At 73.5% G+C, this 11,873-nt stretch carries 12 protein-coding genes; 8 read left to right on the top strand and 4 right to left on the bottom strand.

Going from position 1 to position 11,873, the window contains the following annotated elements; translation table 11 throughout:
- Positions 1-194: 194 nt before the first annotated feature.
- Positions 195-1,262, bottom strand: a complete 1,068-nt coding sequence (locus MFF42_RS06580) for an asparaginase (protein WP_238255031.1) — start codon at positions 1,260-1,262, stop codon at positions 195-197.
- 76 nt (positions 1,263-1,338) lie between these two features.
- Positions 1,339-2,166 carry an endonuclease/exonuclease/phosphatase family protein gene (locus MFF42_RS06575; RefSeq protein ID WP_238255030.1) on the bottom strand — a complete coding sequence of 276 codons (828 nt, stop codon included), beginning with the start codon at positions 2,164-2,166 and terminating at the stop codon, positions 1,339-1,341.
- A gap of 253 nt (positions 2,167-2,419) precedes the next feature.
- Between MFF42_RS06575 and MFF42_RS06570 the strand changes: the two genes are divergently transcribed.
- The 7 genes from MFF42_RS06570 to MFF42_RS06540 all read left to right on the top strand — a co-directional run bounded on the left by MFF42_RS06570 (position 2,420) and on the right by MFF42_RS06540 (position 8,755).
- Positions 2,420-3,307, top strand: a complete 888-nt coding sequence (locus tag MFF42_RS06570; protein ID WP_238255029.1) for an N-acetylmuramic acid 6-phosphate etherase — start codon at positions 2,420-2,422, stop codon at positions 3,305-3,307.
- Positions 3,304-4,317 carry an SIS domain-containing protein gene (locus MFF42_RS06565; RefSeq protein ID WP_238255028.1) on the top strand — a complete coding sequence of 338 codons (1,014 nt, stop codon included), beginning with the start codon at positions 3,304-3,306 and terminating at the stop codon, positions 4,315-4,317. Before MFF42_RS06570 ends, MFF42_RS06565 begins: the two co-directional genes overlap by 4 nt.
- A 109-nt stretch (positions 4,318-4,426) precedes the next feature.
- Positions 4,427-5,593 (top strand): N-acetylglucosamine-6-phosphate deacetylase, encoded by a 1,167-nt coding sequence (gene nagA, locus MFF42_RS06560; protein ID WP_238255027.1) that lies wholly within the window; start codon positions 4,427-4,429, stop codon positions 5,591-5,593.
- 59 nt (positions 5,594-5,652) lie between these two features.
- The gene (locus MFF42_RS06555; RefSeq protein ID WP_238255026.1) at positions 5,653-5,916 is read left to right on the top strand and encodes a hypothetical protein; all 264 of its coding nucleotides are present in this window, start codon (positions 5,653-5,655) and stop codon (positions 5,914-5,916) included.
- Positions 5,917-6,030: 114 nt separating this feature from the next.
- Complete coding sequence (locus tag MFF42_RS06550; protein ID WP_238255025.1) at positions 6,031-7,920, top strand: glycoside hydrolase family 15 protein; 1,890 nt, start codon at positions 6,031-6,033, stop codon at positions 7,918-7,920.
- A 95-nt stretch (positions 7,921-8,015) separates the two neighbouring features.
- Complete coding sequence (locus MFF42_RS06545; protein WP_238255024.1) at positions 8,016-8,264, top strand: hypothetical protein; 249 nt, start codon at positions 8,016-8,018, stop codon at positions 8,262-8,264.
- 83 nt (positions 8,265-8,347) lie between these two features.
- Positions 8,348-8,755 carry a PilZ domain-containing protein gene (locus MFF42_RS06540; RefSeq protein WP_238255023.1) on the top strand — a complete coding sequence of 136 codons (408 nt, stop codon included), beginning with the start codon at positions 8,348-8,350 and terminating at the stop codon, positions 8,753-8,755.
- A gap of 33 nt (positions 8,756-8,788) precedes the next feature.
- Here the strand turns inward: MFF42_RS06540 and MFF42_RS06535 are convergent, their stop codons facing one another.
- The gene (locus tag MFF42_RS06535) at positions 8,789-9,220 is read right to left on the bottom strand and encodes an HIT family protein (protein WP_238255022.1); all 432 of its coding nucleotides are present in this window, start codon (positions 9,218-9,220) and stop codon (positions 8,789-8,791) included.
- A 272-nt stretch (positions 9,221-9,492) separates the two neighbouring features.
- Between MFF42_RS06535 and MFF42_RS06530 the strand changes: the two genes are divergently transcribed.
- Positions 9,493-10,503 (top strand): cation diffusion facilitator family transporter, encoded by a 1,011-nt coding sequence (locus MFF42_RS06530; protein ID WP_238255021.1) that lies wholly within the window; start codon positions 9,493-9,495, stop codon positions 10,501-10,503.
- 3 nt (positions 10,504-10,506) lie between these two features.
- On the opposite strand, the gene ada is transcribed toward MFF42_RS06530, so the two are convergent.
- Complete coding sequence (gene ada / locus MFF42_RS06525) at positions 10,507-11,592, bottom strand: bifunctional DNA-binding transcriptional regulator/O6-methylguanine-DNA methyltransferase Ada (protein ID WP_238255020.1); 1,086 nt, start codon at positions 11,590-11,592, stop codon at positions 10,507-10,509.
- Positions 11,593-11,873: the final 281 nt, after the last annotated feature.

Raw genomic sequence — 11,873 nt, 5'->3', positions numbered from 1 at the left:
AGGCCGGAAGCGGAGGCGCAGCCGGAGCGAGGGTGAGGGGGCGGCTCAGGAAGAGGCTTCCTCGGCCAAGCCCCCCTCACCTTCGGCTGCCGCCTCGCTTTGCCGACGACGAGGTCGGCAAAGCCCTCTCCCCGCACGCGGGGAGAGGGGAGAAGCACAGGGCCGGGTCCGTCACTCAGAGCCGAAAGGCACGGCTACTTGTCGAACACCGCCTGCAGGGCCGCCTGGTCCTTGCGCGCGCCCTTGTCCGCGGGCAGGGCGAGCAGGGTGAGGATGCGAGCCTTGTCCGGCGTGAGATCGCCCGCGAACACGGCGCCGGCCTTGCGCAGGGTGTTGCCGCCGCCCTTGAAGCCGTAGACCGGCAGCGCCCGGCCGTCATGGACCTTGGTCGCCACGACCACCGGAACGCCCCCCGCGATGACCTCGGCGATGGCGTCGTGCATCTCGGCGTTGACGTTGCCCCAGCCATAGGCCTCGACCACGATCGCGTCGGCGCCGCTCTGGGCCGCGTGCCGCACCTGCGAGCCGTCGGCGCCGGCATACATCGCCACGAGATCGACCCGCGGCAGGCGCTCCGGCAGCGGCAGGGTCTGGCGCCGCAGGGAGCGGCGGCCGAACACGACGCGGTCCTCGTCGACGGTGCCGAGGATGCCGGCCTCCCCCGAATTGAAGGTCTCGACGTTGCTGGTGTGGGTCTTGCGCACCTCGCGGGCGGCGTTGATGCGGTGGTTGAGCGTCACCGTCACCCCCTGGCCCGCCGCGCCCTCGGCCAGGATCTGGCGGGCGGCGTTGAGGAGATTGCGCGGGCCGTCGGCATCCGCGTCGGAGGCGTTGCGCTGCGCGCCCACCAGCACCACCGGCTTGTCGCTCTTCAGGGTCAGGTCGAGGAAGTAGGCGGTCTGATCGAGGGTGTCGGTCCCGTGCAGGACGATGGCCCCGCGGATGCCGGGATCGGCGAGCAGCGCGTCGATCCGGCGGGCGAGCGCCGGCCAGCGGTCCGGGCCCATATAGTCGCTCGGCACGTTGCTGAACTCGGTGACCTCGATGGTCGCGATGTCCTTCAGCTTGGGCACCGCCGCGACGAGATCCTCGCCGGACAGGGCCGGGACCGGCGCGTGGGTCGTGGGATCGAGCTTCATCGCGATGGTGCCGCCGGTGGCGACCACGGCGATGCGCGGCGGCTCGGCCAGGGCCGGCCCGGCGGAGAGCGCGATCAGGGCGGCCACCCCGAGGGCGGTCAGGTGTCCGGTTGTCTTCGTCATCGCGCGCTTCCTCTCCCGTACGCGGCCGGTCGTCCGGACCGGTCCGCCGGGACCATGCGCATGTGCGCAAAAACGCTCAACCCGGATCGATCCGGATCTCCGCCAGAACCGGGAGATGGTCGGAGGCTTCCCGCGCCAGCGGAGTGTCTACCACCGTGACGCGCTCGACGGCGACGCGCTCGCTCACGAAGACATGGTCGATGCGCAGCAGCGGGAAACGGCTCGGGAAGCTCGCCCCGCCGCGCCGCCAGCGCCGTTCCCCGGTGAGCCGCCGCGCATCGGTGAGGCGCTCGCTCAGCCGGCGGTAGGACCGCGACCAGCCCGTGGCGTTGAAGTCGCCGAGCAGCACCGTCGGCGCGCGGCAGGCGGGATCGCCGAGCCAGTCGGGCCCGAGCAGCGCCTCGGCCTGAGCGATGCGCTCCGCCCCGAGCAGCCCGAAATGCGTGGTGAGCACCTGGATCGCCGCCGCACCCAGGCTCACCTCGACCCAGAGCGCGCCGCGCGGCTCCAGGCCGGGGCGCCGCATCAGGCCGGGGAGGGGGCCGGCCCGCCTGAGCCGCGACGGCAGGTGGGTGAGCAGGGCGTCGCCGTAGCGCTCCTCCTCGACGTGCAGGGCCGGGTGGAAATGCGAGAACATGCCGGTGAGCCGAGCGATCTCCTCCGCCTGATCCCGTCCGCCGGTGCGCTTGCGCCCGACATCGACCTCCTGCAGGGCGATGATGTCGGGCGAGAGCGCCGCGATCACCCGCGCGACCCGCTCCGGCGCGACCCGCCCGTCGGTGCCGCGGCAATGGCGGACGTTGTAGGTGAGGAGACGCAGGCGCCGCGATGCCCCTCGATCCCGCCCGTCCCCCGCGATCTCCGGCCGCTCCTCGGCGTGCCCCTCGATCTGCCCCTGCTGCACGCCCTCTCCCCCGGCCTGCTCCCAGCGCGTCCGTTCGTATAGAATCGGAGTGGCGCGCCAACCGATCCTTGATCAGGTCCGAGCCCGCGCGGCAAAACCGCGCTCACGCCCTTTTCCGCTCCCGGCGGAACCGCACCGGGGATGACCTCTTTCGAACAGGCGAGAGCGCGACGCGGCGCCGAGGGCGGGATCGGACGGACGAGATGCGGACGCAAAGGGCGCGGAAGAGGATGCGACGAGAGGCAGGCGCGGCATGAGAACGGAGGACGCCAGCGCCCGCTACGTCGACCTCGACGCCTGGGCCAGACTCGACATTCTCCAGGCCCTCTGGGAGGGCCAGCTCGCCGCGGTCGCGGCGGTGGGGCCGGCCCTGCCGGCGATCGATGCGGCGGCGCGGGCCGCCGAGCCGGGCCTGCGCGAGGGCGGGCGGCTGGTCTATGTCGGGGCGGGCACCTCGGCGCGGATCGGCGTGCAGGACGGGGCGGAGTTGCCGCCGACCTTCGACTGGCCGGAGACGCAGCTCGGCTTCGCCATCGCCGGCGGGGAGGGCGCCCTGCTGCGCGCGGTGGAGGATGCGGAGGATTCGGCCGCCGACGGCGCGGCCTGGATCGCCCGCGCGGAGATCGGCCCGCGCGACGTGGTGGTGGGGCTCGCCGCCAGCGGCTCGACGCCCTTCACCGTCGAGGCGCTGAAGGCCGCCCGCACCCGCGGCGCCGTCACCGTCGGCGTCAGCAACAACCCCGACGCGCCGATCCTGCGCGAGGCCGCCCACGGCATCCTCGCCGCCACGGGGGCGGAGGTGCTGGCCGGCTCCACCCGCATGAAGGCGGGCACGGCGCAGAAGGTGATCCTCAACCTGTTCTCGACGCTGGTGATGATCCGGCTCGGGCGGGTCTATCGCGGGCGGATGGTGGCGATGCGCGCGACCAACCGGAAGCTGCGCGCCCGCGGCGTCGCCATGGTTTCCGAACTCGCCGGCTGCCCGGCGGAGACCGCCGCCGACGCCCTGGCGCGGGCCGAGGGCGACATCAAGCGCGCGGTGCTGATCGCGGGAGGAATGAGCGCGATGCGGGCCGACGACCTGCTCCTGCGCCACGAGGGCAACCTGCGCCGGGCGCTCCGCGAGGTGGGGCGGTCATGAGCGCGACGACCTTCATGGCACGGGAGATCGCCGAGATTCCCGCCGCCGCCGACGCGGTGCTGGCGGCGGGCGAGGCGGCGCGGATCGGCGCGGCGCTGAGTGCCCGGAGCTTCCCCTTCGTGGTGGTGTGCGGGCGCGGCAGTTCGGGCCATGCCGGCGTGCATCTGCGCTACCTGATCGAGACGCGGCTCGGCCTGCCGGTCTCGGCGGCGGCACCCTCGGTGGTGACGGGCTATGCCCGCCCGCCGCGGGTCGCGGGCGCGCTGTTCGTCGTGGTCTCGCAATCGGGCCGCTCGCCCGATCTCGTCGCGGCGACGCAGGCGGCGCGGGCCGGCGGCGCGCTGACCCTGGCGCTGGTCAACGATCCCGACTCGCCGGCCGCGCGGGCGAGCGACCTCGTCCTGCCGATCCTCGCCGGTCCGGAGCGGGCGGTGGCCGCCACCAAGACGGTGACGAATTCGGGGATCGCGGGCGCCGCCCTGGTGGCGGCCTGGGCCGGCGACCGCGATCTGGAGCAGGGCCTCGCCGCCCTGCCGGAGCGGCTGAGGCAGGCGCTCGCCCTCGACTGGTCCGCCTGGAGCGCCGACCTCGACGGCGCGCCCGCGGCCTTCGTCACCGGGCGCGGGCACGGGCTCGGACCCCTGCGCGAGATCGCGCTCAAGCTCGCCGAGACCCTGCGCCTGCCGGCCCTCGGTTACTCCGCGGCGGAGCTGCGCCACGGCCCCCGCGCCTCCGTCTCGGCGGCGACGCCGGTCCTGGCCCTGCGCCAGGCCGATCCGCTCGCCGAGGGCGTGGACGACCTCGTGCGCGACCTCGCCCGCGACGGCCTGCGGGTCCATGCCTGCGGCGGTCCCCTCGGCACCCTGCCCTGGATCGGCGACGGCCACCCGGCCTGCGATCCCGTCGCCATGCTGGTGCCGGCCTACCGCGCCATCGAGGCGGAAGCCCGCCGCCGCGGCCTCGACCCGGACAAGCCGGCCGGCCTCACCAAGGTCACGGAGACGCTGTGATGGAAAATCCGGGTTTCGAAAGGGCGAGCCCTTTCGCGGGTCCAGGGCGGAGCCCTGGAAGGAAGCCGGGGCTCTGCCCAGATCTGCCACCTTGCGCCCCGCCAAAGGGATGATCCCTTTGGGATCCCAGGATCCGTGCGCGCTGGCCGCCGCGCAGGTGTTCGACGGCGAGCGGATGCTCGGCGACCGCGTCGTCGTGCTGCGCGGCGGGCGGATCGCCGACGTCACCGCCGAGCCGCCCGCGGACATGCCCCTCGTCCGGCTGCCGGCGGAGGCGATCCTGGCGCCGGGCTTCCTCGACCTTCAGGTCAATGGCGGCGGCGGGGTTCTGCTCAACGACGATGCGAGCGTGGCCGGCATCGCCCGGATCGCGGCGGCGCACCGGCGCGGCGGCACCACCGCCCTGCTGCCGACCCTCATCACCGACACAAGGCCGGCGATCCGTGCGGCCATCGCGGGCGTCGCGGCGGCGATCGAAGCGGGTATCCCCGGCATCCTCGGCATCCACCTCGAAGGACCTTTCCTGAGCCCGCAGCGCATCGGCATCCACGATCCCGGCCGGCTCGCCGCCTTCGGTCCCGGCGACGCCGAGCTGCTCACCGGCCTGGGGACGCGCGGCGTCACCCTGGTGACGCTGGCGCCCGAGCGGGTGCCGGAGGGCGCGGTCGCCGACCTCGTCGCCCGCGGCGCCTTCGTCTGCGCCGGGCACACGGCGGATACCGGGCTCGCGATCCGGGCGGCGGTGGCGGAGGGGCTCACCGGCTTCACCCACCTGTTCAACGCCATGTCGCAGTTCGGCCCCCGCGAGGCCGGCGCGGTCGGCGTCGCCCTCTCGGAGGAGGCGACCTTCGCCGGGATCATCGCCGACGGCCACCATGTCGGCGACGACCAGCTCCGGCTGGCCCTGCGCCTCAAGGGGCGCGACCGGCTGATGCTGGTGAGCGACGCCATGCCGCCGGTCGGCGACGCTCGCGCGGACGCGTCCTTCACCCTGTTCGGGCGGCGCATCGTCCGGACGGGCGACCGCCTTACCGGCGAGGACGGCACCCTGGCGGGCGCGGCGATCACCATGGCGCAGGCCGTGCGCCACATGAGTACGCGCGGCGGCGCCTCCCTCGAGGAGGCCCTGGCCATGGCCTCGCTGACGCCGGCCCGCTTCCTCGGGCTCGACGCCCGGCTCGGCCGGATCGCCCCCGGCCATGCGGCGGATCTCGTCGCGCTCGCCGCCGACCTGACGGTGCTCGGCACCTGGATCGGCGGGGAACAAGCCCCCTAGGCCGCGGTTCGCCCCCTCACGGAGCCCGTCGGGGCTGCCTTTCCGGAGGATTGCGAACCATGACCCATCCGCTTCGAAGCGGCCTCTTCGCCCTGGCCGCGGCGCTCGTCCTCGCCGCCGGCCCCGCGGCCGCGCAGGGTGCCAGCAGCAACGCCGGCAGCGGCCTCTCGCCCTCGTCGCGCGCCACCGGCAACGACCGCACCGCCGGAGTCAGCGGCGGAAGCTACGGCCGGTCCGGCGGCTACGGCGCGCGGCGGGCCTACCACCGCCCGCACAAGAGCCGGAAGCACCGGATGATGCGGCGCGGCGCCTCACGCTTCTGAGCCGGGCCTCCGCTCCCCCTCGGCTCCCGATCGGGTCACGCGTCGCCTGATGTCGCAGGGGCGAACCCTGCGAGGCTCGGAACGTTGCCGCCGCGCCACTCGACGGGAGCGACCGTGACGGACAGACCCATCGCCGACTACGCCGTGATCGGCGATACCTGCACCACGGCCCTGATCGCCCGCGACGGCTCCCTCGACTGGCTGTGCTGGCCCAAGCACGACGGGCCGGCGGTGTTCCTGGCCCTGCTCGATCATGAGGGCGGCGGCAGCTGCCGCCTCGCCCTCGACGGTTTGAGCGGGACCAGCCGCCGCTATCTGCCCGGCACCAACATCCTCGAGACGACCTTCGTCACCGCCACCGGCCGGGCGGTGCTCACCGATTTCATGCCGCTCCATCCCCACGAATCCGTGCCGGAGGAGGGGCCGGACGGTCATGCCCGGGGCCGGGTGGTGCGCCGCCTCGCCTGCGTCGCGGGCCGCGTCTCCGGCCGCTGGCTCCTGCGCCCGAGCTTCGACTATGCCCGCGCGCCGACCGAGGCGTCGGCGGACAGCGAGACCTGCCTGCGCTTCCGCGGCGGGGGGGATGCGATCCGCACGGCCTGCACCGTGCCGCTGGCGCTCAGCGACGGCGCCGCCGAGGGTGCCTTCGCCCTGACGGCCGGCGGGCGCGCCGACCTCGTGATCCTGCACGGCGAGGGCGAGGAGGACGCGGCGGAGGGGATGCCCGGCGCGGTCGATGCCTCGCTCGCCGCCACGCGGGCCTATTGGGAGGAGTGGTCGGGCCGCTGCACCTACGACGGACCCTACCGCGAGGCGGTGCTGCGCAGCGCGCTCACCCTCAAGCTCCTGACCCACGGCCCCTCGGGCGGCATCGTCGCCGCCGCGACCGCAGGGCTGCCCGAGGCGGTGCCGGGGAACCGCAACTACGATTACCGCTACGTCTGGATGCGGGACGCGAGCTTCACCGTCACCGCCTTCGTCAATCTCGGCTACGACCGTGAGGCCGCCGAGTTCCTGCGCTTCCTGCGCGAGGCCGACGCCAGCCGGGGCCGCGACCTCCACCTGATGTACGCCCTCAAGGGTCCGGTGCCGGTCGAGGAATGCCTCGACCACCTGCGCGGCTGGCGCGGCGTCGGCCCGGTGAGGATCGGCAACGCGGCGGCGGATCAGGAGCAGTACGACATCTACGGCGAGTTCCTGGTGGCCCTCCACGGCTACCTGGAGGCGGTGGAATTCGACCCGCCGGTCAAGGTCAACGACCACCTGCCCGAGGCGTTGGGCCATCTCACCGACCACATCCTGCGCGCCCGCCACGCCCCCGACCACGGATTGTGGGAGATGCGCACGGAGAAGCGCCAGAGCCTGCACACCAAGGCGATGCTCTGGGTCGGCCTCGACCGCGCCGTGCAGATCGCCCGCTCCGATCCGAAGCACCGGCTCGCCGACGCGGCAACGATCGAGCGGTGGGAACGGGCCGCCGCCGAGATCCGGGCGGAGTATCACGCCCGAGGCTGGAACGCGTCGCGCGAAGCCTACACCATGGCCTACGGCGCGGACGAGCTCGACGCGGCGGTGCTGCGCGCCGTGCTGTTCGACGCCTTCGACCCCGACGACCCGCGGGTCGCGAGGACCCTGGAGCGGGTCGGCGCGGAACTCGGCGCGGGCGACCTCGTCTACCGCTACCGGATCGACGACGGGCTGGAGGGCGCGGAGGCGACCTTCACCGCCTGCGCCTTCTGGCGGGTCGGCTGCCTCGCGCTGGCCGGCCGCAACGGCGAGGCGACCGCCCTGTTCGAACGGCTGCTGGCGCGGGGCAACGACCTCGGCCTGTTCGCCGAGGAGATCGACGTCGAATCGGGTGAGCAGCGCGGGAACGTGCCCCAGGGCTTCACCCATATGGCGGTGATCAACCACGCCGTCCGCCTCGCCGCGGCCCGCGACGGCGAGACCCCGACCGACGAGCCGGATTGCCGGGCCGAGGAATCCGACGCCCTTCCGGCCTGATCCGCTCGTGGTCCGACACCAACCGGGCCGACACAAACCGGACCGATTGTCGGGTTAACCCTCCGCATGAGGGTGGGCGAAGCGGAGGCGATCCGATGCGAAGCTACAACCTGTTCCGGCGACGCGGCCGGGAAGCGCTGTTCTGCGCGGTGCCGGAGAGCTGCGCCGTGCCGCGCTTCGTCGGCGGGCGCCGCTGGACCTTCGGCGGGCGCATCAACGGCAGCGCGAACCCGCCTCCCGGCTTCGACGACCGCGCTGCGGCGACCGCGGTGCGCTTCAACGGCTTCTACCTGTTCCAATGCCTCGACGAGGGCGGCAGCGAGCGCGGGGCCGGCCGGACCTGAGCGCCTGCGCGATCTTGTCGAGCATTCCTTAACGGGCGGCGTGTCAGACAGGTCGGGCCGTTCGGAGGGGCCGGAGACCGATCATGATCAGCGAGAAGCGCCAGGAGGCTCGCAAGCGGACGTTCCTCAAGGGAAGGATCCACTTCAACAAGGGGGCGTCCAGCATGGACTGCCTCATCCGCGACTTCTCGGAGATGGGTGCGCGGCTGGAACTGAGCGAGACCAACACCCTGCCGGAATCGTTCGACCTCTACATCCCGCAGAAGGAAATGACCCTGCGGTCGAATCTGCGCTGGCGCCGCGGCGACGCGGTGGGCGTCGCCTTCCTGGAGGCGCACAAGCCGGCGGCCCCCGAACCCGCCCCGGCGGCCGACCCGTCGATCGCCATCCTGCTGCGCCGGATCGCCGAGCTCGAGGCCGAGAATGCCGGCCTGCGCTCCGTCATCGCCGCCATGGGAACCGGGCAGGCGAGCGGACCGCAGCTCGCCTGAGGCGGGGCGACACCCCCGCCCCGTGAGACCGGGTCAGGCCGCGTCCGCCAGCGCCGCCCGGATGCGCGCGGCGTGCTCGGCCAGCACGGCGTTGTCGGCCATGCCGCCCTCGTGCCGCTTCAGCGGCACGCCGTCGAAGCGCGGCACGAGGTGGAAATGCAGGTGGAACACCGTCTGCCCGCCCGCCGGCTCGTTGTACTGGAACAGGGTCAGGCCGTCCGCGCGGAACGCCGCCTTCACCGCCCGCCCGACCTGCTGCACCGTGCCGATCAGGGCCGCGAGCGTCCGCGGCTCGGCGTCGAGCAGCCCGCGCGAGGGTACCTTCGGGATCACCAGGGTATGGCCCTCGCCCTGGGGCATCACATCCATGAAGGCGAGGCTGTGCGCGTCCTCGTAGACCTTGTGGCAGGGGATCTCCCCGCGCAGGATCTTCCCGAAGATGTTGTCCGGATCGTAGGGCGGCATCGCACGGCTCCTCGCAGAAACGGGCGGCAGGTTGCACGGACGCCCCCACCCCAGCAACCGTGTCCAGCTCTCCGCAGCCCTCTGCCCCGGCAACCTCGGCCGCTCCGGCGGCGTTGACGCCCCCGTGACGGCGGCAGGCGTGAGGCGCCGGCGCCGCCGGAGCACGATGCGGAAGGGTGGGAAACCGGCTTTCCGAGACCGTCGTGCGGCAACAATGGATGGGAGCAGGCCGCCGGTTCGGTGAGACGGCCGCCTGCGCCAGGGAGCGGGACATGGCCGAGAGCACGGGTGCGATCTACACGGCGGCGGGCGCCAACCTCGCCATCGCGGCGGCGAAGTTCGTGGGCGCCTTCCTGACCGGATCGACGGCGATGCTGGCCGAGGGCGCGCACTCGCTGGTGGACACCGCCAACCAGCTCCTGCTGCTGGTCGGGCTGAAGCGGGCGAAGAAGCCGGCGGATGCCAAGCATCCCTTCGGCTACGGGCGCGAGGTGTATTTCTACGCCTTCATCGTCGCCCTGTTCATCTTCCTCGGCGGCGGCATCTTCGCGATCTACGAGGGCGCCCACAAGATCGAGCATCCGGAGCCCGCCGCCGACGCGACCCTGTTCGGCGTCCGGCTGTCCGGCTTCTGGGTGAACGTCTCGATCCTCGGCTTCGCGATCCTGGCGGAAGGGTATTCCTGCCTCGTCGCGGTGAGGGCCTTCTGGGCCGAGAAGGGCGAGCGCGGCGCGATCACCGCGATCCAGCGCAGCAAGGACCCGGCGCTCTACACCATCCTCGTGGAGGACGTGGCCGCGCTGATCGGCCTCGTCATCGCCATGACCGGCGTGGTGCTCGCCCACCTCCTCGACAAGCCGGCGCTCGACGGCTGGGCCTCGATCGGCATCGGCCTCGTGCTGGTCGGCATGTCGATCTTCCTGATGTTCGAGACCCACGGCCTGCTGATCGGCGAGGCCGCCGACCCGGAGGTGGTGCGCACGATCCAGGCGGCGGTGCGGGAGGAGGCGGCCGTGCAGCACGTCAACGCGGTGCTGACCCAGCATCTCGGTCCCTCCGACATCCTGGTGAACCTCAGCCTGGACTTCGCCGACGACGTGCCCGCGGGCGAGGTCGAGCGCACGGTCGCCCGGCTGGAGAGCCGCATCAGGGCGCAGAGCCGCCACGTCACCCGCGTCTTCATCGAGATCCAGTCGCGCAAGGCCCCCGCCGCGGAGAGCGCGCCGGCCCCGGCCCCCACCGGCTCTGACGCGGCCCCGCCCGGCTCGGCCGTGCCGGCCTGATCCCTACCGCTCCACCCCCTCGCGGGCGAGCAGGGCGGCCTTGCGCGCCGTGCCCCAGCGATACCCGGAGAGCGCCCCGTCCGAGCGCACCACCCGGTGGCAGGGGATCGCCACCGCCAGCGCGTTGGCGCCGCAGGCCATGGCCACCGCCCGCACCGCCGCCGGCGCGCCGATGGCGCGGGCGATGTCGGCATAGGTCGCGGTGCTGCCGGCCGGGATGCGGCGCAGGGCCTGCCAGACCCGCTGCTGGAAGGCGGTGCCGCCGATGTCGAGCGGCAGGTCGAAGGCGGCTCCGGGCGCCTCGACGAGACGCACGACCGCCGCCACCGTCGCCGCGAAACCCGCCTCGGCCGCGGCGATCTCGGCCCTCGGAAACCGCGCCGTCAGTTCGCGCCGAAGCGCCTCGGCGTCGTCGCCGAGGAGGATCGCGCAGAGGCCGCGCTCCGTGGCCGCCACGAGGACGAGCCCCAGGGCGCAAGGTCCGGTCGCGAAGGAGAGGCGCTCGCCCGCGCCGCCTCTGCGATAGACCGAGGGGCTCATGCCGAGCCGCTCCGCACCGTCGGCGTAGAACCGGCTCGGCGCGCCGTAGCCCGCCGCGTAGACGCTCTCGGTCACGCTTCTCCCCTCCGCGAGGCTATTGGCGGCGCGGGCCGCACGGTGGGCCTGCGCGTAGGCCCGCGGCGTCACCCCGGTCACCGCCTTGAACATCCGGTGGAAGTGGAACGGGCTCAAGCCCGCCGCGCGGGCCAGCGCGTCGAGGGAGGGGGGCGCCTCCGCGGCCTCGATCAGCCGGCAGGCGCGGGTGATCGTCTCCGCCTGCCGCTCGGACGGGGCCGCCGCGTCCGGCCGGCAGCGGCGGCAGGGCCGGAAGCCCGCGGCCTCCGCCTCGGCCGGGCCGGCATGGAAGGAGAGGTTCTCGGGCCGCGCCGCCCGCGACGGACAGCCCGGCCGGCAATAGACGCCCGTGGAGCGCACGGCGTAGACGAAGCGCCCGTCGAAGCCGGCATCGCGTGCGGCGACCGCCGCGCGCATCCGCGCCTCGGTGAGCGGGGTTTCGGCGGGCGGGACGGTCTCGGATTCGGCGAGCATGGGATCACTCCCGGGGGCATTTCTTCGGATGCGCGATCCTGACCGAGCGGCGCAGGCCGCGCATCCCGACTCTTGCGGTCGAATCCAGACTGCGCGTGTCCCCTCCCCCTTGCGGGGAGGGGTTCGGGGTGGGGGTAGTGCAGAAGGCACCGCACCGCCTCATCCTGAACCCCCCCCACCTCCTGCCTCCTCCCCACAAAGGGGAGGAGCGGAGCGACGGCGGCCGAAGCGATCGGGCGGATGGGGTAGGAGCTGAAAGGCCTCCTACGGCACCACGCGGG

This window comes from Methylorubrum podarium (genome assembly GCF_022179745.1).
In the GTDB taxonomy this organism is placed as follows: Bacteria; Pseudomonadota; Alphaproteobacteria; order Rhizobiales; family Beijerinckiaceae; genus Methylobacterium; species Methylobacterium podarium.
This window is presented reverse-complemented; position numbering and strand designations above follow the sequence as displayed.

What these genes read in the sequence shown, in the direction of transcription:
- MFF42_RS06580 (WP_238255031.1), bottom strand. Translation starts at nt 1,262, where the DNA reads ATGACGAAGACAACCGGACACCTGACCGCCCTCGGGGTGGCCGCCCTG.
- MFF42_RS06570 (WP_238255029.1), top strand. Translation starts at nt 2,420, where the DNA reads ATGAGAACGGAGGACGCCAGCGCCCGCTACGTCGACCTCGACGCCTGG.
- MFF42_RS06565 (WP_238255028.1), top strand. Translation starts at nt 3,304, where the DNA reads ATGAGCGCGACGACCTTCATGGCACGGGAGATCGCCGAGATTCCCGCC.
- nagA (WP_238255027.1), top strand. Translation starts at nt 4,427, where the DNA reads ATGATCCCTTTGGGATCCCAGGATCCGTGCGCGCTGGCCGCCGCGCAG.
- MFF42_RS06555 (WP_238255026.1), top strand. Translation starts at nt 5,653, where the DNA reads ATGACCCATCCGCTTCGAAGCGGCCTCTTCGCCCTGGCCGCGGCGCTC.
- MFF42_RS06545 (WP_238255024.1), top strand. Translation starts at nt 8,016, where the DNA reads ATGCGAAGCTACAACCTGTTCCGGCGACGCGGCCGGGAAGCGCTGTTC.
- MFF42_RS06540 (WP_238255023.1), top strand. Translation starts at nt 8,348, where the DNA reads ATGATCAGCGAGAAGCGCCAGGAGGCTCGCAAGCGGACGTTCCTCAAG.
- MFF42_RS06535 (WP_238255022.1), bottom strand. Translation starts at nt 9,220, where the DNA reads ATGCCGCCCTACGATCCGGACAACATCTTCGGGAAGATCCTGCGCGGG.
- MFF42_RS06530 (WP_238255021.1), top strand. Translation starts at nt 9,493, where the DNA reads ATGGCCGAGAGCACGGGTGCGATCTACACGGCGGCGGGCGCCAACCTC.
- ada (WP_238255020.1), bottom strand. Translation starts at nt 11,592, where the DNA reads ATGCTCGCCGAATCCGAGACCGTCCCGCCCGCCGAAACCCCGCTCACC.